A 22,826-nucleotide genomic window follows, 5' to 3' on the forward strand; every position below is an offset into this window, starting at 1 on the left:
GGCAGGGAGATGCCGATGCGCTTGCCTTTCCGTGCCATCGCCCGCGCCGCGCCCGCCGCCAGGCATGGCGAGGTCTCGCAGGTATCCCAGCCCGCAGCCGGTGTCAGCGTGGACGTGGCTGCGCTTGCGGCGCTGGAAGCTGCGGCGCGAGACTTCCATTTTCAGTCGCGCCAGCCCGGCCACAGCGTGCTGGCCGGGCGTCACGCGTCCAAGGTGCGGGGACGTGGCCTGAGCTTCGAGGAATTGCGCCTCTACCTGCCCGGTGACGATATCCGCAGCATGGACTGGCGCGTGACCGCGCGCACCGGCCAGCCGCATGTGCGTGTCTACACCGAGGAGAAGGATCGCCCGGTGCTGTTGGTGGTGGACCAGCGCATCAACATGTTCTTTGGCAGCCGGCGGGCGATGAAATCTGTCAGCGCAGCCGAAGCAGCGGCGCTTGCCGCGTGGCGCGTGCTGGCCGAGGGCGACCGCGTGGGCGGCATCGTGTTCGGCGACGAGGGGGCCGAGGTATTCGTGCCGCGCCGCAGCCGCGATGCCGTTCAGCAATTGCTGGGCGGCATCGCGCGCTTTAACCAGTTGTTGCGCGCCGATGCCCGGGCAGGGCGCTCGGCAGCGCAACTCAATGCGGCGCTGGAACGCGCCGTCAGCATGGCGCGCCACGACTGGCTGATCATCGTCATCAGCGATTTCGACGGCCACGATGCCCGCACGCGTGACCTGATGCTGCAAATGGCCGCGCACAACGACTTGCTGACCATCCTGATTCACGATCCGTTCCTGAGCGAGTTGCCGGCCTCGGGCCAACTGGTGGTCAGCGACGGAGAATTGCAGGTGGAACTGGGCTTCGGCCATGCCGCTACGCGACGCAGCATTGCGGGATTCGTCGATGAACATGCCAGGGCGCTGCTCGACTGGCACCACGCCATCGGCGTGCCGCTGTTGCCGCTCTCGGCTGCCGAGGAGACCGCGCTGCAACTGCGGCGTCTGCTGGGCCGCCCGCTGCAGCAGGCGCCAGCACGGCAACGCATGGGAGTGGCGCGATGAGTCTCACGCACAGCACGGCGGATGGCGCGGAAGTGCCGACCCTTGCGACGTTGGCCGATGTGGTCACGCCGCCGCCGCCATCGTGGATGCCGCAGACCATCGGTTGGCCGATTGTGGGTGTCTTGCTGCTGTTGCTGCTGTTGCTGCTGGCGTGGATGGCTTGGCGGGCGTGGCGACGCTATCGCGCCAATCGCTATCGCCGCGAGGCACTGGCCGAGCTGGGCACGCTCGATCCCGCCATGCAGGCCGCTACGTTGCGGCACATGGCGGCATTGCTCAAGCGCACGGCATTGGCCGCGTGGCCCCGCACGGAGGTGGCCAGTTTGATCGGAACGAGTTGGGTGGCATTCCTGCAGGCGCACGCCGGATCGGCGAAGGACGCGGTGCCAGTGCTTTCGGCGTTGGTCCACGACGCGGAGTATCGCGATGACACCGTGCTCGCGCAGTGGCCCGTCGCCCAAGTGCAGGCCGTGGCTGGCGCGTGCCGACGCTGGATTGCGGAACACCATGTACCAGTTTGACTATCCGTGGGCATTTGTCCTGCTGCCGCTGCCATGGCTGCTGTGGTGGTGGCTGCCGCCGTATCGCGAGGAAAGCCCGTCGGTGCGCCTGCCGTTCTTTGGCGAGGTGGCGCGTGCCGCCGGCCTGACCCCCGCCAGTGGCGCGGTGGTGCCGCGTCGCAACCGGCTGCAATGGGTGCTGGCGCCGATGGCGTGGGTGCTGGTCATTACCGCATTGGCCCGGCCGCAGTTTCTGGAGGCGCCCATCGAGAAGGTGCAGCCGGCGCGCGATTTGCTGATCGCGCTGGATCTCTCGCAATCCATGGATACGAAGGATTTTCGTGATCCGTCCGGAGCGCTGATTCCGCGCGTGGCGGCGGTGCGGCAAGTGGTGAGCGGATTCGTGAGCAGGCGGCCCGGTGACCGCATCGGCCTGATCGTGTTTGGTGACGCGCCATATCCCTTGGCGCCGTTCACGATGGACCACCGGCTGGTGCAGACGCTGATCGGTGATCTGCTGCCGGGCATGGCGGGACCAAGCACCGCACTGGGCGACGCCATCGGGCTGGGCATCAAGATGTTCGAGCACAGCGACGCCCCTGAAAAAGTGCTGATCGTGCTGACCGATGGCAACGACACCGCCAGCCGCATGCCGCCGGAGCGCGCCGGGGATATCGCGAAAGCACGCAAGGTGGTGGTGCATACCATCGGCATTGGCGACCCCAATGCGACTGGCGAGGAAAAGGTCGATCTCGGCGTGTTGCAGCGCGTGGCCGCGCAGACGGGCGGGCGGTATTTCTTCGGTGCCGATCAGGCGGCGCTGGAGACCATCTATGCAACGCTCGATCAAATCACGCCGCATCGGCAGAAAACGCTGTCATGGCGCCCGCGACGCGAACTGTTCATGTGGCCGCTGGGCGGCGCGCTGGCGCTGGTGCTGCTCTATCAGGCGCTGATGTTCGGATACTCGATGTGGGCATCGCGCCCGCGTCGCGCGCTGGAATGATGCCAGCCATGCTCGATACGCTCTCGCACTTTCATTTCCTGCGTCCCTGGTGGCTGCTGGTGTGCGTACCCGCCGTGCTGCTGGTGTGGACGGTGCAACGTCGTGGCGATGTGCGCAGGCGCTGGCGCAAGACCATCGCGCCGCACCTGCTCGATGCCCTGATGATCGGCGAGCGTCACCGGGTGACATGGCGGCCCGTGCATCTCGTTGCGCTACTGCTCGTGCTTGGCGCGGTGGCGTTGGCGGGCCCGAGCTGGAAGCAGGAAAGGCCGCCGTTCCTTGATGATCGCGCGCCGCTGGCGATTGCCGTGGACCTGTCGCGCAGCATGGATGCCGAGGACGTAACGCCTACGCGGCTGGAGCGCACCAAACTCAAGATCAAGGCGCTGCTCAAGCGCCGTGACGGTGGCCGTACGTCGCTCTATGCATACGCGGGTTCGACGCATCTGGTGCTTCCGCTGACGGACGATGCCCAACTGCTGCAGACCTTTGTGGATGCCTTGCAGACCCGCATCATGCCAGTGCCGGGACGAGACATGGCTCAGGCGCTGCGCACCATCGACGCCGATCTGGCGCGCGAACCCGTGCCTGGGACCATCCTCTTCATCACCGATCAGGTGGACCCTGCCGCTGCGTCAGCCTTCCGTGCGCAGGCCGGCAGCGGTCGCAGCCAGCCGGTGTTGCTGGCCATCGGCACGGAGCAGGGCGGCCCGCTGCGCAATGTCGGGGGAGGCGAGGGGAGTGTTGTCGAACAGGATGGCGCGCCGATGTTCGCACGGCTGGACGTGGCGGCGTTCAAGCGCTTCGGCGATGACAGCGGGATACCCGTGGCCACGTTTACACCGGGCAGCGACGATGACGTGGCCTGGGTACAGCGCCATGTGGTGGCGCATCTGGAGCGTGTGCAGGCTGGCGACCGTACGCGCTGGGCCGATGAGGGCTGGTGGCTGATGCTGCCGATCACGCTGCTGGCGATGCTCTGGTTCCGCAAAGGCTGGACTGTCCGCTGGATCACCGGGTTGCTTCTCGCCGTTGTACTGGCTGCGCCGCAGCAGGGCCTCCACGCGCAAGAGGCTGCCGAAGCCAGGCGCCAGTGGCATTTCGCAGACCTGTGGCTCACGCACGATCAGCAAGGCCGCCTGGCCTTCGAGCGAGGCGATTTCGCGCACGCTGCGAAGCTGTTCGACGATGCCATGTGGCGTGGCATCGCCCAGTACCGCGCCGGCCAATACGCTGAGGCGGTGCAGAGCTTTGCACGGGTCGATTCTCCGCAAGCCCTATACAACCAGGGCAATGCGCTCGCACGGCTGGGTCAGTACGCACAGGCGGCGGCGCGTTATCGACAGGCGCTCAAACGCCAGCCCCAGTGGCCGGCTGCCACAGCCAATCTGGCGCTGATGGAGACGCTGCTGAATCAGCAGAAACCAAAGGACAAGCCCGATCCCGACGATCAGGAGGAACCCCCCGACATCCCGCCGGATGCGGTCAAGCTCGATGCCGAGAAGCCTCCGCCGCAGCACGGTGGAAAGTCCATGCGCATTGGCCCGGCGCAGGACGCCGAAATGTGGATGCGCGCCATCCAGGTCACGCCGACTGATCTGCTGCAACGCAAGTTCGCCTTGCAACGCGGGCAGCCCGCCCCTGAGCCGAAACCGTGATGCAACGACATCTCGCCGCGCTGCTCCTGATCGTGATCGCATGCCTGCTGCCCATCGTGGCGCTTGCCGCTGCCGAACCCATCATCCGCGTCGAGGTCGGCGCGCAGCAACCCGTGCGCGTGGGCCAGCAGGTCAGCATCGATGTCACCATCCTCGCGCCCAACTTCTTCATGTCGGCGCCGGCCTTCCCGGTGTTGCAGGTGCCAGGCGCGGTGGTCACGATGCCCGACGAGCGCGCGCTGAACAGCACGGAAACCATCAACGGTGTGGCCTATGCGGGCATCCGCAAGTCCTACGCATTCACGGCCGAACAGGATGGCGATTTCGAGCTGCCAGCCACGACGGTGCAGTTCACCTATGCGGACGACAACGGCGCACCGCGCGAAGGCAGCGTCAGCTTTCCGCCAACCCGCATACGCGCGGGCGCTGGCGGCACTGTGAACGCAGTCGGGCCGAAGCAGCCGCTGGTCCCGGTATCACGGCTGGTGGTGACGCAGGCACTGGACCACGCGCTCGACAAGGGCTCGGTGGCCCTGCGCAAGGGCGATGCGCTGGTGCGTACCGTCACGACCTTCGCGCCACAGACGCAGGCGATGCTGATCCAGCCGCCGCATGCGCCGGCGCCATCGGGTGTGCGCGTTTTTCAGGCCGATCCGCGCCTATCGGACAACGCCAGAACCACGGCGGGTCCGGGCGGTACGCGCGTGGACACCATCACCTATGTCTTCGAACGCACCGGCAGCTATGTGCTGCCACCCGTGACGGTCGATTGGCTGGACCCGGCCACGGGCCGCCCCGCGACTTCGCAAGCGGCGGCCATCAAGGTGGAGGTATCGTCGGGGCACGCGGACGGAGCGCTGGCGCCGGATGGCTCCGCTTTCGGGTGGCTGGGCGAAGGCGGCTCGTTCTGGCGAATCGTGATTGGATGCGTGTGTGTGCTGTTGGCCGCGATGGTGGCCATGCTGGCGTATCGGCATGGTCGTCCGATGCTGGCGCGATGGCGCCAGTGGCAGGCCGAACGTTCGCGCCGTCGCGCAGAAAGTGCCGAGTTTCGGCTGGCTTCGGTGCTAAGGGCCTGTGCGGCAAGCGATGCAGCAGCGGCCTATCTGGCACTCGGTGATTGGACCCGTGCGGCACATGGCATGCCGCTCGACGTCTGGGCAGCCTCGACGGGCGATGCCTCGCTCATGGAGACGGTGACAGCACTTCAGCGACACCTGTACGGCGCGAGGTCCGAATCAGATGTGTGGAATGGCAAGCCACTGGCGGAGGCGTTGCAGCGCCATGCCGCAACGCCGCAGACGCGTCGGCATCCGCCAGCCGCGTCCGCGTTGCCGCCGCTCAATCCAGCGGCGTCAATCCATCAACCAATCAATCCGCCGTGATGTTGCCGGTCTGGATCACCTTCTTCCAGCGCGCGAACTCCGACGCCTGGAACGCCGTGAACTGCTCCGGCGTGTTGGCCACCACTTCAAAGCCCAGTTCGAGCAGCTTGGGCTTGACCGCCGGATCGTTCAACGCAGCCACTGTGGCGCTGTGCAGCTTGGCCTTGATATCGGCGGGCAGGCCCTTGGGAGCGGCGATGGCTTGCCACGAGTAAACGGTCACGCCCTTGTAGCCGAGTTCTTCCATGGTGGGCACATCCGGCAGGATCGGGGAGCGCTTGCTGCTGGTGATGGCCAGCGCGCGCAACTTGCCGCCTTTCAGATGCGGCACGGCCGTGTTGATGTTCATGAAGGTGGCATCCACTTGGCCGCCGAGCAGGTCGTTCAGCGCCGGTGCGCCGCCCTTGTACGGCACATGGGTGCCGGTGGTATTGGTCTGCTGCCAGAACAGTTCGGCGGTCAGATGATCGCTGGTGCCATTGCCAGCCGAGGCGAAGGTCATCTTGCCCGGATTGGCCTTCTCGAAATTGATCACGTCCTGCAGGGACTTGTGTGGCGATGCCACGGGCACGGCCAGGACGTTGGGCGCTTGCACAGCCACGCTGATGTAATCGAAATCCTTGGTCGGATCGTAGCCAGCGGTCTTGGTCAGGTGCGGACCGATCACGAACGGGCCCAGCGACGAGACGAACAGCGTGTAACCGTCGGCCGGCGCGCGCTTGGCGGCGGCGGCACCGATCATGCCGGCTGCGCCGGGGCGGTTGTCCACCACGAAGCTGCCGCCGAACGTCTGCTGGAACTTCGCGCTCAGGATGCGCGCGACGTTGTCGGTGGAACCCCCCGGCGGGAACGGGACGATCATCGTGACCGGCTTCTCGGGCCATGCGGCGTGGGCGCCGGCCATTGTGGCGCCCAGCAGCAGCGATACCAGAAGTTTCTTCATGGGTTGTCTCCTCTTGTGGTGTTGGCTTATGCGTTGAACTCGGCCTGCTCGCGCGTCCAGGCGCGGGCCTGTTCGCTGACAGTCAGCCCCAGGCCGGGGCGGGTGGGCACCTTGATCCGGCCATTGCCGATCTCGAGGCGCTCGTTGAACAGCGGTTCCAGCCAGTCGAAGTGCTCGACCCAAGGCTCGCGCGGATAGGCTGCGGCCAGATGGACGTGCAGTTCCATGGCGAAGTGGGGTGCGATCATCAGGCCCGCGTGGTCGGCCAGTGCGCAGACCTTCAGGAACGGCGTGATGCCGCCCACGCGCGGCGCGTCGGGCATGAGGTAGTCGGCGGCGCGATGGCGGATCAGGTCCCAGTGCTCGGCGGCGCTCGTCAGCATCTCGCCCGTGGCGATCGGCGTGTCGAACTGCTGGGCGAGGGCGGCATGGCCTTCATGGTCGTAGGCGTCGAGCGGTTCCTCGATCCAGACGAGATTGAATGCTTCAAAGGTGCGGCACATGCGCTGCGCGGTGGGACGATCCCATTGCTGGTTGGCATCGACCATCAGCGGCACCGCATCGCCAAGCTTCTCGCGCACGGCGGACACGCGCTGGATATCGATCTTTCCATCGGGCTGGCCGACCTTGAGCTTGATACCGCCGATGCCACGCTCCACGGACGCCGCGGCGTTGACCAGCAATTGATCGAGCGGCGTGTGCAGGAAGCCGCCCGAGGTGTTGTAGCACCGCACGGAATCGCGGTGCGAACCCAGCAGCTTGGCCAGCGACAGGCCCGCGCGCTTGGCCTTGAGATCCCACAACGCCACGTCGAACGCGCCGATGGCCTGCGTGGAGAGTCCGCTACGGCCCACCGAGGCGCCAGCCCAGCACAGCTTGTCCCAGAGCTTGGCAATATCGCTCGGGTCTTCGCCAATCAGCGTCGGAGCAATCTCGCGCGCATGCGCGAACTGGCCCGGGCCACCGGCACGCTTGGAATAGCTGAAGCCCAGCCCCTCATGGCCATTCGCCGTGCGGATCTCGGCGAAGAGAATGGCTACCTCGGTCATCGGCTTCTGACGGCCCGTCAGCACCTTGGCATCGCTGATCGGCGTGGCCAGCGGCAGGTAGCAGGACGACAGGCGAATGGATGTGATGGCGTCGGCGGCGGGCAATGCGGTCATGGGATATCTGCTTCCTGTAATCAATCAGCGCGATGTCTGAGACTTCCGACATCGTATGACATCGTTGTCAAAAAAGGGCCGGAAATCGGCCAGTGTGCGTTGCTATACTGCGGCGCCGCCGTTTCGTGTGTGGCGACTCGGTGGCGTTTGGGTGCTGGTGCAGCGCACAAAATACGGTAAATCTCTCGATCTGCCATTCAGATCCCATACCGGGAAGACAGCAGGTCCGGAGAATGCTAACGTTGTCATTTTCATCGGTCAATCGCTATCGCGGCACTTGGCCTCATCGTTTACCCGCGACGCCCGGATTGGAAGTGGCGCGCAAACCGGGTCGGAAGACCCGCTGAACAGGCATGTCTGAAACATCCAGCGGCAAGTCCGTCACGCTGCACGACGTGGCACGCGAGGCCGGGGTCTCGCTGATCACCGCGTCACGCGCGCTCAGCAATCCCGGATTGGTGTCGGCCAAGACCATCGCCCGCGTGCAGGAAGCAGTGGCGGCAACCGGCTACATCCCCAATCTGCTGGCGGGTGGCCTGAAGTCCCGCCGCAGCCTGACCGTGGCGGCGCTCGTCCCCAACATCGCCGTGGCGCAGTTCATTCCCACGGTCAAGGCGCTGACCGATGCGCTCGATACGGCTGGCTATCAGTTGATCCTGGGCCAGACGGGATACGACCATGCGCGCGAGGAAGCGCTGCTGGGCACCATGATCAGCCGACGACCCGATGGCATTGTGGTGACGGGCCTGGTGCATTCGCAGACATCGCGCGACCTGCTGCGGCGTTCCGGTATTCCCGTGGTCGAGACCTGGGACCTGAGCGATCGGCCCGTGGATATGGCCGTGGGCTTTTCGCATCTCAAGGTGGGCAGTGCGGTGGCTGGCTATTTTCTGGGGAAGGGGTGGCGGCGCTTCGGCATTGCCACTGGCGACGATCATCGCGCGGCCGTGCGCCGCGAAGGCTTTGTCTCGACGCTCGGCCATGATGTGCCCACCGTGCGAGTGCCATCGCCCAGCAGTCTCGGACTGGGGCGCCAGGCGCTGCGCGAACTGCTGGCACAGGACCCAAGGATCGAAGCGGTCTTCTGCAGCTCCGACCAACTCGCGCAAGGCGTGATGGAAGAAGCCCGCGCACGCGGCATGCGTGTGCCGCAAGACCTTGCAATCTGTGGTTTCGGCGATGCCGATTTTGCGGCGGACATGGCGCCAGCGCTCACCACCGTGCAGATCGACGGCGCGGCCATCGGCCAGCTTGCGGCGAATCTGGTGCTGACGCGCTGCCGTGGAGAGACGGTGGCCACACCCGTGGTGGATGTGGGATTCAGGATTGTGGAGCGGGAGTCGACCTGACGGCGGCGATGCGTTTCACGAACCCGATGTGAGCGCGGGAAACACCGTGGCCTTTCGTGCGCCGCCTTTGGATGGCAGTTCGATCAACACGCCCCCGGCGCTCTCGGCGTCGTGCCGCGTGAGGGCGGTGATGACCACCTGATGCGTGACGAACAGGTAGGGTCCGCCGCGCGGATCGAGTCCATCGACGTAGCGCGACAGCTTTTGCATCTGCGCATCGCGCGTGGCGCGGTCGGCATTGAAAAACGAGTTCAGAAGCGGCTCGGTGTGTACCGGGCCGAGGTCCATCAGCCGTGCGGTGTCCTGACAGCGGCACCACGCGCTGCTGGCGACTAGCGTGGGCCGGAATCTTGCCGATTTCAGGCGCTCGCCAGACAGCCTGGCCTGGCTGCGCCCCTGCGCGTCGAGATTGCGCTGCGTCGCGCAGTCGCCCAGCTTGAACTGATCAGGATCGCCGACACCCGGTGCGCGGGCGTGGCGCAGGACCAGCACGGTGTCTGGCTTTCCCAGTGCCGCCGACAAAGCCGTGGTCTGCGCGCGGACCGGCGAGATAGTCAGCGACAGCCACGCAGCGGGCAGGGCGCAAACGAAGTGGCGGCGGGTCGGCATGGGGCGGCTCCATCGCGGGGGTGTCTTTCAAGATAGGCGATGGGGCCGGATGGCGACCAGGGTGGGAGGAAGTGGTCCGGCAAAACTGCCACAAACTGGCCCTGTGCGACATGCCAGTTTGCTTGCAGAATGTCTCCTGTCCCCGAGAACACACAGGCCACGACCCGCCATTCGTCATGTATATCCCCGCCCATTTTGAAATCCCCACGCTCGAGGCGATGCACGCGCTGATCGCCAGCCATCCGTTCGGCACGCTGGTCACCCACGGCAAGGGTGGTCTCGACGCGAACCACATCCCGTTCGAACTTGAACCCAGCCATGGCACCCACGGCCTGCTCAAGGCCCACGTGGCGCGCGCCAATCCGGTCTGGCAGGACGTGACGAACGGCGCCGAGGTCCTGGTGATCTTTCGCGCCGGCGACGCCTATATCTCGCCCAACTGGTATCCGAGCAAGCACGAGGCACATAAGCAGGTGCCCACCTGGAACTACCAGGTCGTCCATGCCCATGGCCGCATCACGATCCACGACGACGAACGCCACGTGCGCGGCGTGGTGGCGCGACTGACCCGTACTCACGAAGCGACGCAGCCAAAACCGTGGCGCATGTCGGACGCCCCGAGCGATTTCATCGACACGATGGTCAAGTCCATCGTCGGCATCGAAATCGAGATCACGCGGATGGAAGGCAAATCCAAGCTTGGTCAGCACAAGGAGGCAAGGGATATCCGCGGGCCGGGCGAGGCGCTGGTGGCGCTGGGCAAAACGGAGATTGGTGAAGCGATGCTGGAGAGGGCGGAGGGGAAGGAGCGGGAGTAAGGGTTGCGATGATCGCCTCTCCCGCAAGCGGGAGAGGCGATCATCGGCGTCAAGCAGTTGAGCCGTATGCCGGCGAGGTTCACGCGAGGTAGCGCGGCGCCGGGGTGTTTTGCGACAGCACCCCGGACATTGCCTGACGCGCTGCCTCATAAGCTTGCCAGTGCTCGATCGCGTGCAGCGACGGGATCGTGATGAGTTCACCACGTTCGAAGCCAACCAGCGCCGCATCTACCATATCGGCCGCAGGCATCACGATTGATTGGTCGAGGTGTTCCACCGGCAGGCCGCCGGTTTCCCAGAAGTCCGTCGCCGTTGCGCCCGGCAGCACGGCCTGCACGCGCACACCCTTGCTGGCGAGTTCGTGATGCAGTGACTGGCTGAATGCCTGGACGTACGCCTTGCTCGCACCATAGACGCCGTTCAAGACTTCCGGCGCGATGCCGACAATCGACGCGATGTTGATGAACGCGCCCTTGCCGCGTGCGACGAAGCCCGGCGCGGCGGCGTAGGTCAGGCGCGTCAACGCCGTCACGTTCAGTTCGATCATGCGCGTCATCTGTTCCACGTCGCTGTCAAGCAACGGCGTATGTGTGCCGATGCCGGCATTGTTGACGAGCAGCGTGATGCTGGCGTCGGTACGCAGCTTGTCTTCGACGGTGGCAAGCGAGGCGCGGTCGTTGAGGTCGGCGGGCAGCACTTCCACGGCGCGGCCGGTCTCGTCGGAAATGCGGCGTGCGAGGGCGTCGAGCTTGTCGCGGCTGCGGGCCACCAGGATCAGGTCATAGCCGCGGCGGGCAAGTCGGTCGGCGTAGATGGCGCCGATGCCCGACGATGCGCCGGTAACAAGTGCGGTGCCCAGGTGTTGCGTGCTGGTTTGCTGCGTCATGATCGAGACTCCATGCTTGGGGTTTCAGGTGGTTCGGATGCGTGGCATCCATGTGAAGCATGGTAGGGCGGGAAGCGCGTGACCGAAATGACGTATATAGTCATGTTTTCGGTCATTGCCGATCTTTGGCGCTCTGGAGGCTCGTCATGCATCGCGTTGGATTTCTGTTACCGGATGGCTTCCAGGTCATGACGCTGGCCGCGCAAGCCGTCTTCGAGTACACCAATTTGTCGCTTGGCGAGCCGGTGTACCGGATCGAGAACTACTCGATGCAGGGCGGCATGTTGCGGTCATCGCTGGGCATGGCCGTGGAGACGCGGCCCGCCAGCATGCGCCTGGCCGTGGACACCTGGATCGTGGCCGGTGTGGGCGATCCCGTTGCCACCCAGAGTACCGAGCCGATGCGCGAGTTCGTGGGGAAGGTGGCGGGCAAGGCGCGTCGTGTGGCGTCGATCTGCACGGGCGCGTTCGTGCTGGCGGAATCCGGCCTTCTGGCTGGACGCCGTGCCACCACGCATTGGGCCTTTGCGCGCGATTTGCAGCGGCTGCACCCCGACGTTCGCGTGGAGGAGGACCGCATCCACATCGTCGATGGGCCGATCTGGACCTCGGCCGGGATGACCGCCGGTCTGGATCTGGCACTGGCGATGGTGGAGAAGGATTTCGGTGCCGAGATGGCGCGCTCGGTGGCGCACAAGCTGGTGATGTACCAGCGCCGGTCAGGCGGGCAGTCGCAGCACTCGGAGTTGCTGGAGCTTGCGCCGAAGTCCGACCGTATCCAGAGTGCGCTCGAATTCGCGCGCAAGAACCTGCATCGGCCATTGACTGTGGAGGATCTGGCCGAATCGGTGCATCTGAGTCCACGCCAGTTCAGCCGCGTGTTTACGGCCGAGACAGGACAGCCGCCCGCCAAGGCTATCGAAAAACTGCGGCTGGAGGCGGCGCGGCTGATGATCGAGCAGAGTCGTCATCCACTGGACGTGGTGGCAAAGGAAACCGGCTTCCGGGATCGCCGACACCTGCGCGAAGCATTCGTGCGCGGATTCGGCTTGCCGCCGCAGGCAGTAAGGCGGGAAGCGCGCGGCTGAGCACCGCGCGCTTTTTTCTACGTATGTACGCTGACGGCCTGATCAACCGTCGATACGTACCTGCACACCATTGGCGGTGTAGATCGGCGTGACCTTGTAGCCGTCGACGGCCACGGCGGTGAACTGGCCCTTGATGCTGCTGCCCGTCATGATGGCGACGGTATCGCCGGCCTTCGGCGCATACCCGTTGACGAACGCCACGCGCAGCGTGCCGCCAGCAATCGTCGTCAGGCCAGCCACGGTCATGCGGCCCTGGCCGTTGGGGCCCACGCGCAGGTCGAGCGTGGTGTTTGCCAGTTGGGTGTACTTGCCGGCGATGGCCACGCTGGCCGGGGCGTTGATGATGACGGAGCCGGCGGCGAGGTAGACATCGCCCGTGCCGAAGGCATTCACCGAAGCCGCTTCGAGCGCGCCGCCTGCCACCTGCGTGCCGCCGGAATACGTGTTGGTGCCGCCGAGCTTCAGGTTGCCGGTGCCCTTGAGCGTGAACTTGCCCGAGCCGCCGATGTTGTTGCGCCAGAGGTCGGCCGCGTGGAAGCCGCCGAGCGTGGCATCCATCGTCACCACGACATTGCCGTTGAAGGCGCCGTAACCATCGCCAGCAGCGAACAGGTTCAGGCGGCCCCAGCCTTCGGCATCGTCCATGACCGGATAACCCGAAGCAATCTCAGTGGTCTTCAGCACCACGCGGCGTTGATCGGCGCTCAGGTACGGGAAACGGGTTTCCAGCATGACTTCCGCCCCCTTGGGTACGACCGGCTCCAGCGTGGCCGAGCCGATCTGCGGGAAGCCGAACGTCATGCGGCGATTGAAGTTGGCCTTGTTGGTGGCGTAGTCGGTGAAGCGGTCATTGGCCGCCGTGCCCGACTGCGCGAACGTGCGGAAGGTGGCCGGCGTGGTGCCCGTAGCGGCCATCAGCGCCGTGTGGGCCTGCGTATAAGCGCTGGCCTTCAGCGCGGCGTTGGCCGGGATGTACAGGTTGGCGGCAGCCGAAGCAATGCCGAGCATACGGCCGCCGATAACGTCGAGCGGCGAATGCATGCCGGCGAGGATGCGGTTCTCACCGAGTTCCATGCCGCGCGTGAGCATTTCCTGGAAGCGTTCCGGCACCAGGTAGGCCATGACCACGGCATTGCGCAGCGCTTCGGCGGTATGGCCGCTGACAAAGCCGCCGTCGTTGTTGGGAGTCGGGCTGATAGCCGGCACCAGGGTCGGCGCCACCACCACGCTGCTGCTCCAGCGGTACGGACGTGCGTACTTGTAGAAGCGCTTGTTCGGCTCGGTCGAGGCATTGTCGCCAACCTTGTTGACCATCGTGATCACATCGCCGAACGTGGCATTGGCAGAGCCGGCCACACCGACGTTGTTGCCGCCATCGTCGTACTTGATGGTTGTGGCGTCAGCCGGGATGCTCGTGATCGTGGTGGTCTGCTGGGCGGCGGCGCGCCATGCAGCAGTGAGCGGACCCATGCCATCGGTCACGCTGTAGTTCTTGCCGCGGCGGTCGTCGTAGTAGGCAGCCTCGGCCTGCGCAGCCGTGCGTGCCGTGGTGGCGTCGATCACGTACTGGACGTTCGCGTTGTGGATGGCAGCGTTGACCACCGTGCCGCCCGGGGTGCCATCGCCTGGCAAGCCCGTCCATGACGAAGCCACCACCGCCGGGAACGCGCCGTCAGCCGGCGCCGTCTGCGCGGCATCGACGATACGCGTCAGCGGCTCCCACACGTTCAGGAATCCTTCCATCAGCCGCACACCGGAATTCGTCTCCAGCGTGGCGTACTTCGCTACACCGCGCTGGTTCGACGCGATGTCGTCCACAAACGGGGTCACCGAAGCTTTGACGGGCGCGCTATCCACGAAAGCCGGATCTGCCGGCGCGGCAGGCACGGCCAGCGGCGTGGTCGTCGTGCCACTGCTCTGCGTAGTGTTGTTGTCATCGCCGCCACAGGCGCCGAGCAGCAGGGCAAAACAGGCGACCGCGATGGCCGAGGGCATTCCGGGGGTGGAGAAAGACATGCTGGGTCCTTAAAAGACGGCAATGGCCGTCGAAAAGGACGCAGTTTGATCAAACAATGTTGCGGAAATATGTACTTTGATGCACTTGGTTGGATGTTTAGCTCGACATTTGTTTCATCGAACTGTCATCCAGCCATTGCCCATTTCACCCCCAGCGCCGTACCCGTCCCGTATCGATGTGCACAAAATTATCCGACTTGTAGAAGCCCACGCCGCCCGCCTGAAGCGATTCGGCGGCGTCGCGCAGGTCTGCGAGCGCTACACCGGGCAAACGGATGTCGATGGCCATGCCATCCATGTGCAGGCTTCGTTTTGCGACGCCACCCGCGCGTGTACGACGCAGGCGGTCGTTCGTGGCGGGGCAGCGGTAACCCGAGATGACCTGGAACGGGGTGTCGGTTTTCAGTTCCTGGCGCAGGGCGAATAGTACGCCGAACAGCGTGGGATCGATCTGGCCGACGGTGCCGGAGTAGTGATCGCGCAGGAAATGATTCAGCGACTGCTGCGCTTGCGGCAGGACGTCATCGCCGCGGGCGAAGACGAGCGCGAGATGCTCGCCAGTGTGCGTGTGATCAAACGACAGCGACCGGGCGTCGGGCCCGATTGCTGCCAGCGCGTTGCGTGGCGCCAGGGTGGAGAGCCCTGCGCCGAGCGCGATGGCGCTGGCGCAATGCAAAAAACGGCGACGCGGGTTGAAGCTGGATTCGGACATGGAAACTTTTACAACGGGTGCGGCATTCAGGAGGGCCGTGCGGCAGGTCTGGCCCCAGCGCGTTGCCGCAGCGCCTGGTCCAGCAGTTTGTCCTGACCGTAGATGTCAGGGACGAAGTGTACCCGTCCGTCGGCGCGAGCGATGGCCGTGCCATACGCCAGCACCACGGGAATGGGATGCTGGAGTGCCACGGTCTTCGATTTGCCAGCCGTCATTGCCTCACGGATGCGCGGCTCCGTCCATTCGGGCATGCCCTGCATCGCGAACTTCGCCAGTTCGACGGGTGCCTCCACGCGGATGCAGCCATGGCTGAAATCGCGTCGGTCTCGCTTGAACAGTTGCGGCGACGGCGTATGGTGCAGATAGATGGCCTGGTTGTTCGGAAAAACGAACTTGATGTCGCCCAGCGCATTGAGCGGCCCCGGTCGCTGGCGGATGCGCGACTGCCCATTGAGCACGGCGTCCAGACTCGCCGGACTCACGGTGGTGCTGGCCGTGCTGCCAGTCACAAACTCGAAACCTTGCCGAGTCAGATAGCTCGGATCGCGTTGCAGCTTCGGAATGATTTCCTTCTTGGCGATTGACGACGGCACGTTCCAGTACGGGCTGAACTCGATGTAGCGCATGTCCTCGGCAAACAGCGGCGTGCGGGTGTCCAGCGCCTTGCCGACGATCACCTTCATCTCAAGCTTGATGTCGAGCTTGCCGCCGCTCTCAGGTTGATATTCATAAGCGCGCAGCATGAATTCAGGAACATTGACCACGATCATGCGCGGACCCTCGGCAAGCGGGGTCCATCGCGCGCGTTCCATCGTCAGTTCGATCTGTTGCACGCGTGCCGCGGGAGAAACGTTGAGTTGTGCCAGCGTGCCCGCGCCGATCACACCATCGGCTTCGAGCGCATGGCGCGTCTGGAAAGCCTTTACCGCATCGACGATCGCGCCTTCGTAGCGTGCAGGCACGGGCGTGTCCTTCGGCAAGTCTCCGAGCGCTTCCAGCCGTTGCGACAACTGCGGCAGCCCCTTGTAGGTATCGCCCGCCTTGAGCTTGCTGCCGGGCAGAGGCGGTAGCGCGGTTTCCCAGTCAGGCAGCTTGGCCAATGTGCGGTAGCGCGCCAGCGCATCGCGCAACGTGCCGTAGAGTGGGAACGATGGCGCCGCCTCTCGCAAACCTTCGACAAGCCGGTTCGCGGCGATCGCCTGCCGCAGATAGGCTTCGGCGTCGAACGGCGCGGGCGCGGTCTTTGCAAAATTTGCATGGACCTTGCGCGGATCGACCCGGCCCACGTGCAGATCGGACAGGTAGCGGGTCATCGCCGTGGTCAGCGATGCATCGAAGCGCTGCATGGCCTCGGGCGACGGCGCGGGGCCGTTGATTGCCTGCGTCAGCGTGCGCTGCAGCGCCTCGGCGCCGTAGTCAGCCGGTTCGAGGCCGTCGGCACTGGCACCGGCCAGCGTCTTGATGGCAGCCTGTGCGGCCTGCGATGGGTGTCCATCGACGAGCCACAGCGGGGCCGGCGGCGTCTGCTGGGCCCAGGCACTCGCGGCGCCGCAGAGCACCAATGCCGCGCCGAGCTGGCGCAGGGACACGACGGAAGACGCCCTTGAGCGGGGAGTCTTGCGGGTAGCGTTAGCGGGAATGGATTGCGTGGCGGTCGTGGCAACAGTCATTGGCATGGCGTCGAAAGAGTGTCTCCGTCGCATATCCTAGCCGATGACGCGGTTGCGTCCGTTATGTTGCACTTGCTGAAAATAAAGATTCTGCGATTGCGCGATGACTTGATTCATGTCAATCGCTGCGCGCTGTGCGCGCCTATGCTGTCTTCAACACGACAACATCACAGTGAGGATTGCTCCATGTACAAGCGCATTCTGATCGCCATAGACGGTGGTCCGTCGTCCGAGCAGGCCATCTTCCAGGCTGTGGGCCTGGCCAAGGAACTGGGCGCGGAGGTCAAGATCCTGTTCGTGGTGGATGACAGCGAATTTTTCTTCGAGCCGGCCTACGTCAACCCGCAAGAGGTGCTGCGCGGCATGCTTGAGGTAGGTCAACAGGCCCTGGCCCGCGCCGCGCGCCGCTTCGAAAACGCCGGGGTGCGTGCCTTGACGGAACTGGCCGAGAAGCCGGTGTCGCCGGGCGACATCTCGGGCACCATCGTCAGCCATGCCGAGCAATGGCCTGCCGAACTGGTGGTGATGGGCACACACGGTCGACGCGGTGTGCGACGCATGATCATGGGCAGCGTGTCCGAAGGCGTGGTGGCCAAGTCGGCCAAGCCAGTACTGCTGATTCGCGGCGATACGGTGCATTGAATCGATAAAAAAAAGCGGGCGCCACCAAGGCGCCCGTGCAGTACCGCTTCACAAATTCGGCTTCACGAATTCGACTTCACAGATTCCTTCTCACAGGCAGGTCAGTCGAGCTTGATGCCGACGGTCTTCACCACCTTTTCCCATTTCTGCGAATCCTTGTTCACCATCTGGGAGAACTCGTTCGGCCCCAGCGCGCTAGGTTCCATGCCCTGCTTGGTGATGGTCTCGCGGATGTTGGGTTGCGCGAGTACGGCGGCAATCTCCTGCGCCAGTCGGTTGACCGTGGGCATGGGGGTGCCCCCTGTGGTGAACACGCCGTACCACGACACCACTTCATAGCCCGGTACGCCGGATTCCGCCACGGTGGGCACGTTCGGCATCGTCGCCACGCGCTTGGCGCTGGTCACGGCCAGGATGCGTACCTTGCCGCTATCCACACCGGCTTTGGCGGACGGCAGGCTCGCAAAGGTCATCTGGGCCTGGCCGGCCATCACGTCCTGCATCGCCGGGGCGTCACCGCGATACGGGATGTGGGTGATGAAGACCCCAGCCATGCTCTTGAACAGTTCGGCGGACAGGTGCGAGATCGTGCCGTTACCCGGCGAGGCCACGTTCAGTTCGCCGGGATGGGCCTTGGCATAGGCCAGCAACTCCTGCACGTTCTTGACCGGCAGCGCGGCGTTGACGACCAGCGCGTTGGCGGATTTCGCCACGAGCGACACGGGCTGCACCCCCTTGACCGGGTCGTAGGGCAGCTTGCTGTAGACGGATGGCGCGATGGCTTGTCCGCCTACCGAGCCCAGCAGCAGCACCGAACCATCGGGCTTGGCGCGCGCCATTTCGGCCGTGGCGATAGTGCTGCCGCCGCCGGGCTTGTTCTCCACCACCATCGTCGTCTTGGTGTTGATCTGGAACTGCGTGGCGACGGTGCGTGCGATGGCATCGTTACCGCCGCCCGGCGCAAAGCCGACCAGCATGCGGATGGGGGCAGGGGGCAGTTCCTGCGACAGGGCCTGCGTGGCAAACAACGCCAGTGCAACAGCGGGAACGATCTTGTAAAACGACATGGTTGATCCTCGATGCAGATTGCAGATAAGTGGGAGAGTCCTCTCGGGGGTGTCGCTGTGCTGGATGGTGGGTGAGATGCCCGGGCGCTGCGTCAGGTCTTGTGCCTGGCTGTCACCGTCCGGGTCTCGCTTCAGTCTCCGTCCTTTATTTTTTGAAACGTACTACGGCTTCGCGCGATGCCTGCGTTTGCGGCAACGTTGCGATCTCGCCAAGCGTCACCGGCTTGGTCGGGAAACGCAGGCGGTAGTAACCAACGTCGCGCGGATGGCGCTGTTGCTCATCGGCGATTAGTTCGGTCACCGTCAGTCCGCAGAACCGGCCCTGGCAGGGGCCCATGCCGCAGCGCAGGAATGCCTTGAGCTGGTTCGGCCCCTGGCAACCCATGCGAGCGGCTTCTCGCACTTGCTCGGCGGTCGCCTCTTCGCAGCGGCAGACGATGGTGTTGCCCACCGGTCGCCGAAATTGCGGCTGCGGGCGATACAACACTTCGAAGAATTCGCGGCCACGCGTAGCGCGGGCGAGGGCGAGCCGATGCGGCGCGGCCTCGCGGTCGCGTGCTGCGCTGTCCAGGCGGCCCAGCGATGCGGCGGCCTGGATGGCGGCGAGTCGACCGCGATGCTCTGCAGCCATCGCACCCGCAATGCCCGCACCATCGCCGGCGATGGTCAGGTGCGGCACCGATGTGGCGCCCCATGCATCGACGGCAGGCTCCCAGCAGTCCTGCCGCTCGTTCCACGCATGTTCCGCGCCAATGGCGCGCGACAGATTCGTGTTGGGCACCACGCCCTGATGCAGCAGCAACTGATCGACTGCGATCGTGCGAGGCTGGCCGTCTGCCGTGTACCGCAGTTCGGCGACCTGTCCGTTGGCACCGGCCACGGCTTCCAGCGCACTGACGCCGCTGATGATCGGCACGGCCTTGCGCACCGCGCGCAGCATCTTCAGCCCTTTGCCGAGATAGGCCGAGCGCAGGAAACCCCACGCGTGCGGCAGCGCCTGCATCCACTGGCCGGACGGCGTGGTTTCGAGGATGGTCTCGATCTTCACGCCGGCATTGAGGTACTGATACGCCAGCAGGTAGAGCAGCGGGCCGCCACCGGCCAGCACCGTGCGGCCTTCGGGCACCACGCCGGATGTCTTCAGCAGGATCTGCGCGGCACCTGCGGTAATCACGCCGGGCAGCGTCCATCCCGGAATCGGGAAGGGGCGCTCCTGCGCGCCAGTTGCCAGAATGATGTGGCGGCAGTGGAGCAGACCGGCTTGTGGATCGGCACTGGCACCGGTCACCGAGTAAGCCACTTCGAAGCCCAGACCATCGGCTTGCGGCTCGCGAGGATTGATCGACCACACCGTGGCCGAAGCAAGATATTGCGCGCCGCTACGCTGGAATGGCGTTAGCAAGTCGAGCCCGTGCCAGTAATCGGCACCGAGAATGTTGCGCTCCTGCACTGGCGTCGTGCTGATGGCGCGATAGATCTGGCCACCCGGTGCGGGTTGTTCATCGAGCAGGATCGTGCTCAGTCCCAGTTCGGCGGCACGCGTGGCCGCAGCGAGACCGGCGGGTCCGGCACCGACCACGAGCAGGTCGCGTTCGAGCATGTCAGATGTTTCGAGCGGAGGCAGGTTCGTCATGGTCATACGGCCACCTCGCGTGCGCCGAGTTGGCGTTCCACGCGCATGCCATCGCGCACGCGGGTCATGCAGGCTTGCTGGTTGGGACGGCCATCGATGCTGACGAGGCAGTCGTAGCAGACGCCCATCATGCAGAAGGGTCCGCGCGCAGCGCCCGATACGGCGGTGTCGCGGCAGGCCGCAACGTTGGCGGCGAACAGTGCGGCGGCGACGGTATCGGTCTCGCGGCATTCCAGCGTGGCGCCATCCACGGTGACGCGCACCGTGCGGCCGGCGGTCTGCGCGGCGGTGGCGTCAAGTCTTCTGAACATGGAATCTCCGGGTCGAAAAAATGTCCAGCTCCCGCGGCAGCGCGCCAGCGGCGATCATCGGGGCGAGGGTCTCTGCATGGGCGGCGGCCAGCGTCACGCCGCTATGGCAGGTGACGATGAACGCGCCGGGATGGCTGGTGGACTGCTCGTAGACCGGAAAGCCATCCTGTGCGCGTACGCGCAGCGCCGACCACGCTCGCACCGCGCGGACATCACGCAGGGCGGGCAACGTACGCACGGCACGGTCGGCCAGCGTAGCCAGGATCGGCAGCGTGGTGATCTGGTCGGCGTAGCCCGCATCCTCCTGCGAATCGCCAACCAGCCAGCTACCTTCGTCGTTCTGGCGCAGGGTCACCAGTGGTGTATCGAGCAGACGGCGCGTACGTTCGAGCACGAGGATCTGACCGCGCTGCGGCGCCATGGGCAGGTCGATGCCGACCATCGCACCCAGTTCGCCATTGCGCAGACCCGAGGCCAGCACGATCTTGCGGGCGCGCACCGTGCCATTCGGGGTGCTCAGCGAGAACTCGCCCGATGACGACTGCGATATGGCGGTCACGCCGTGGAAAGGCAGGTACTGGACATCGCCCCGGCTAAACGCCGTATGAAAGGCGCGAAGCAGCTTGAGCGGATTGACGATGCCGTCGTGCGGCGTCCAGATGGCGCCGGTCACGTCTGGGCCGAGTCCGGGCACGAGCGATGCGGCTTGATGATGGTCGAGCAGCTTCCACTCGTACGGCTCCACGCCGGGCTGGGCCATGAGTTTTTGGACCCAGGCCAGGCGCGCTTCCACTTCGTAGTCGCCCATCAGGGGCGTCAGGCCGCCTTTCTGTTCGAGCGCCACATCGATGCCGGTTTCCTTCTGCAAACGGTCTGCGAGTCCAGGCCAGAGACGCGTGGAACCAAGCGTCCAGCGGCTGTACGCACCCATGCCGAAGCCCTTGCTCTGCAGCCAGACCAACCCGAAATTGCCGCGCGAGGCACGCAGCGCAACGTCGCCCTCGTCGAGCACGGCGATGGAGCCGACGCGGTCGCGCAGTCCGTAGGCGATGGCCGAGCCGACCAGGCCACCGCCAACTACGGCAACGTCGAAGACCGGCAGGGCGGAAGTGGAGGCGCCGGCCATCAGTCGGGCCTCCGGTGAGGGGGGAGCGGGCCTTCGGCCCTGTTATGCGTCATGGGGAGACTCGTCTGAATCGTTCGGACGAGTATGCGGAGCCGCCCCGACTTGCGCAAATACGAGTCTGTCAGGCGTCCATACGAAAACCGTATGGGGGGAGGATCAACACAGGTTTCAGCCCGGCAGCGCGCCGGTTTCCGTGGCGAGGACTTCGATCATCCGCGCGTTGAATCGCTCCACCAGCACGTTGGCAGGCCGGTTGCGCGCCAGCAACAGGTAGCTGACAAACGGAATGCGGGGCGCAAAGGGGCGAATGACGAGGTCGTTGCCATGCATCCGCGCCACCAGCGGATTGACGATGCCCACCCCCATGCCTAGCGCGACCATCCGGCAGATGGTGGCGCCATAAGGCGTCTCGAAGTGCATGATGCGCCGGTCGTCATCGGCAAAGGCGGCGTCGATGGACGCACGCAGGCCGTCGCCATGGGTCATCGAGATAAAGGATTCCCCGGCCAGATCGGCCGGGGTGATCACGTCGAGACTGGCGAGCCGATGCCCGTGCGGCATCACGCAGCAGCCCGCCACATCGGCAATGGGCTGGGCTTCGGTCACGGCCGCAGGTGGCAGGTAGGACACCAGGCCGAGGTCGCAATAGCGGCTCCCCACCCAGTCGGCCACCAGTTGCGTGCTGCCGGTTTCCATCGCCACGTAGACATCGGGATGATCGGCGTGGAAGTGCTGCAACACGGTGGGCAGCACCGTCATCGCCAGCGAAGGCACCGTGGCAATCCGCAGCCTTCCCTTGCCGAACTGCCGAATGTTGCGCGCCGCATCCTTGAGCGCATCGAGGCCGACGAAGGCGCGATCCACTTCGCGCAGGAACGCGAGTCCTTCCTCGGTAGGGGTCAGGCGACCCGCGCTTCGCGTGAACAACGTCAGGCCGGTGGTGTATTCGAGCTGCGCAATCAGACGGCTGACATTGGGCTGCGACGTATAGAGCTCGCTCGCGGCGGCGGTCATGGAGCCCGAGCGCATGACTGCGCGAAAGGCGTCGATTTCCTTGAATTTCATACCGTTTGTGGGGTGGGGGCGTTCGGCAATCGTTCGGCAATGATGGGCCGATGGTATATCAAATCCGTATGGTCACCCGCGATATTGTGATTTGACGGTATGGGCTGCCGATTCCGATACTGGTTTCCATCG

General features: G+C 65.1%; 21 protein-coding genes. 9 read left to right on the forward strand and 12 right to left on the reverse strand.

Going from position 1 to position 22,826, the window contains the following annotated elements:
* Positions 1 to 15 precede the first annotated feature (15 nt).
* The 5 genes from FFS21_RS14795 to FFS21_RS14815 are packed head-to-tail and all read left to right on the forward strand — an operon-like array spanning position 16 to position 5,596.
* A complete protein-coding gene (locus FFS21_RS14795; protein WP_137925541.1) occupies positions 16 to 1,047 on the forward strand; it encodes a DUF58 domain-containing protein in 1,032 nt (343 codons plus the stop codon).
* A complete protein-coding gene (locus FFS21_RS14800) occupies positions 1,044 to 1,568 on the forward strand; it encodes a DUF4381 domain-containing protein (protein WP_137925542.1) in 525 nt (174 codons plus the stop codon). Before FFS21_RS14795 ends, FFS21_RS14800 begins: the two co-directional genes overlap by 4 nt.
* Complete coding sequence (locus FFS21_RS14805; RefSeq protein WP_137925543.1) at positions 1,555 to 2,553, forward strand: vWA domain-containing protein; 999 nt, start codon at positions 1,555 to 1,557, stop codon at positions 2,551 to 2,553. The genes FFS21_RS14800 and FFS21_RS14805 overlap by 14 nt, the downstream gene beginning before the upstream one ends.
* Positions 2,553 to 4,211, forward strand: coding sequence for a VWA domain-containing protein (locus FFS21_RS14810; protein ID WP_137925590.1), 1,659 nt, complete (start codon positions 2,553 to 2,555; stop codon positions 4,209 to 4,211). Before FFS21_RS14805 ends, FFS21_RS14810 begins: the two co-directional genes overlap by 1 nt.
* Positions 4,211 to 5,596, forward strand: a complete 1,386-nt coding sequence (locus tag FFS21_RS14815) for a BatD family protein (protein WP_137925544.1) — start codon at positions 4,211 to 4,213, stop codon at positions 5,594 to 5,596. Before FFS21_RS14810 ends, FFS21_RS14815 begins: the two co-directional genes overlap by 1 nt.
* Here FFS21_RS14815 and FFS21_RS14820 read toward each other — a convergent pair.
* Both FFS21_RS14820 and FFS21_RS14825 read right to left on the reverse strand, forming a co-directional pair.
* Positions 5,583 to 6,539 carry a Bug family tripartite tricarboxylate transporter substrate binding protein gene (locus FFS21_RS14820; RefSeq protein ID WP_137925545.1) on the reverse strand — a complete coding sequence of 319 codons (957 nt, stop codon included), beginning with the start codon at positions 6,537 to 6,539 and terminating at the stop codon, positions 5,583 to 5,585. The genes FFS21_RS14815 and FFS21_RS14820 overlap by 14 nt on opposite strands.
* Positions 6,540 to 6,565: 26 nt before the next feature.
* Positions 6,566 to 7,702 (reverse strand): L-talarate/galactarate dehydratase, encoded by a 1,137-nt coding sequence (locus FFS21_RS14825; RefSeq protein ID WP_137925546.1) that lies wholly within the window; start codon positions 7,700 to 7,702, stop codon positions 6,566 to 6,568.
* 353 nt (positions 7,703 to 8,055) lie between these two features.
* On the opposite strand from FFS21_RS14825, the gene FFS21_RS14830 reads away from it, so the two are divergent.
* On the forward strand, positions 8,056 to 9,051 hold the full coding sequence (locus tag FFS21_RS14830) for a LacI family DNA-binding transcriptional regulator (RefSeq protein ID WP_137925547.1): 996 nt from the start codon (positions 8,056 to 8,058) through the stop codon (positions 9,049 to 9,051).
* Positions 9,052 to 9,066: 15 nt separating this feature from the next.
* On the opposite strand, the gene FFS21_RS14835 is transcribed toward FFS21_RS14830, so the two are convergent.
* Positions 9,067 to 9,660, reverse strand: a complete 594-nt coding sequence (locus tag FFS21_RS14835; protein WP_137925548.1) for a histidine phosphatase family protein — start codon at positions 9,658 to 9,660, stop codon at positions 9,067 to 9,069.
* Positions 9,661 to 9,836: 176 nt separating this feature from the next.
* Between FFS21_RS14835 and FFS21_RS14840 the strand changes: the two genes are divergently transcribed.
* Positions 9,837 to 10,478, forward strand: coding sequence for an FMN-binding negative transcriptional regulator (locus FFS21_RS14840; protein ID WP_137925549.1), 642 nt, complete (start codon positions 9,837 to 9,839; stop codon positions 10,476 to 10,478).
* A 79-nt stretch (positions 10,479 to 10,557) separates the two neighbouring features.
* Here FFS21_RS14840 and FFS21_RS14845 read toward each other — a convergent pair whose 3' ends face one another.
* The gene (locus FFS21_RS14845) at positions 10,558 to 11,364 is read right to left on the reverse strand and encodes an SDR family NAD(P)-dependent oxidoreductase (RefSeq protein ID WP_137925550.1); all 807 of its coding nucleotides are present in this window, start codon (positions 11,362 to 11,364) and stop codon (positions 10,558 to 10,560) included.
* A 146-nt stretch (positions 11,365 to 11,510) separates the two neighbouring features.
* Here FFS21_RS14845 and FFS21_RS14850 point away from each other — a divergent pair, with 146 nt between their 5' ends.
* Complete coding sequence (locus FFS21_RS14850) at positions 11,511 to 12,452, forward strand: GlxA family transcriptional regulator (RefSeq protein WP_137925551.1); 942 nt, start codon at positions 11,511 to 11,513, stop codon at positions 12,450 to 12,452.
* A gap of 42 nt (positions 12,453 to 12,494) precedes the next feature.
* On the opposite strand, the gene FFS21_RS14855 is transcribed toward FFS21_RS14850, so the two are convergent.
* The 3 genes from FFS21_RS14855 to FFS21_RS14865 form a co-directional block, all read right to left on the reverse strand.
* A complete protein-coding gene (locus FFS21_RS14855; protein ID WP_137925552.1) occupies positions 12,495 to 14,468 on the reverse strand; it encodes a phosphatase PAP2 family protein in 1,974 nt (657 codons plus the stop codon).
* A gap of 145 nt (positions 14,469 to 14,613) precedes the next feature.
* On the reverse strand, positions 14,614 to 15,180 hold the full coding sequence (gene mepK / locus FFS21_RS14860) for a peptidoglycan L,D-endopeptidase MepK (protein WP_137925553.1): 567 nt from the start codon (positions 15,178 to 15,180) through the stop codon (positions 14,614 to 14,616).
* A 26-nt stretch (positions 15,181 to 15,206) separates the two neighbouring features.
* Positions 15,207 to 16,856, reverse strand: a complete 1,650-nt coding sequence (locus FFS21_RS14865) for a L,D-transpeptidase family protein (RefSeq protein WP_502705175.1) — start codon at positions 16,854 to 16,856, stop codon at positions 15,207 to 15,209.
* Between the two features lie 180 nt (positions 16,857 to 17,036).
* On the opposite strand from FFS21_RS14865, the gene FFS21_RS14870 reads away from it, so the two are divergent.
* The gene (locus FFS21_RS14870) at positions 17,037 to 17,492 is read left to right on the forward strand and encodes a universal stress protein (protein WP_137925555.1); all 456 of its coding nucleotides are present in this window, start codon (positions 17,037 to 17,039) and stop codon (positions 17,490 to 17,492) included.
* 101 nt (positions 17,493 to 17,593) lie between these two features.
* Here FFS21_RS14870 and FFS21_RS14875 read toward each other — a convergent pair whose 3' ends face one another.
* From FFS21_RS14875 to FFS21_RS14895, 5 genes are all read right to left on the reverse strand, one after another.
* Positions 17,594 to 18,559 carry a Bug family tripartite tricarboxylate transporter substrate binding protein gene (locus FFS21_RS14875; protein ID WP_249359405.1) on the reverse strand — a complete coding sequence of 322 codons (966 nt, stop codon included), beginning with the start codon at positions 18,557 to 18,559 and terminating at the stop codon, positions 17,594 to 17,596.
* A gap of 145 nt (positions 18,560 to 18,704) precedes the next feature.
* Complete coding sequence (locus FFS21_RS14880) at positions 18,705 to 20,198, reverse strand: FAD-dependent oxidoreductase (protein ID WP_502705176.1); 1,494 nt, start codon at positions 20,196 to 20,198, stop codon at positions 18,705 to 18,707.
* On the reverse strand, positions 20,195 to 20,503 hold the full coding sequence (locus FFS21_RS14885) for a (2Fe-2S)-binding protein (protein ID WP_137925556.1): 309 nt from the start codon (positions 20,501 to 20,503) through the stop codon (positions 20,195 to 20,197). The genes FFS21_RS14880 and FFS21_RS14885 overlap by 4 nt, the downstream gene beginning before the upstream one ends.
* Positions 20,487 to 21,629, reverse strand: a complete 1,143-nt coding sequence (locus tag FFS21_RS14890) for an NAD(P)/FAD-dependent oxidoreductase (RefSeq protein WP_137925557.1) — start codon at positions 21,627 to 21,629, stop codon at positions 20,487 to 20,489. Before FFS21_RS14890 ends, FFS21_RS14885 begins: the two co-directional genes overlap by 17 nt.
* 168 nt (positions 21,630 to 21,797) lie before the next feature.
* Positions 21,798 to 22,694: a LysR substrate-binding domain-containing protein gene (locus tag FFS21_RS14895; protein WP_137925558.1), complete on the reverse strand. Its 897-nt coding sequence runs from the start codon at positions 22,692 to 22,694 to the stop codon at positions 21,798 to 21,800.
* Positions 22,695 to 22,826: the final 132 nt, after the last annotated feature.

Source organism: Cupriavidus sp. 2SB (assembly GCF_005503625.1).
GTDB lineage: Bacteria > Pseudomonadota > Gammaproteobacteria > Burkholderiales > Burkholderiaceae > Cupriavidus.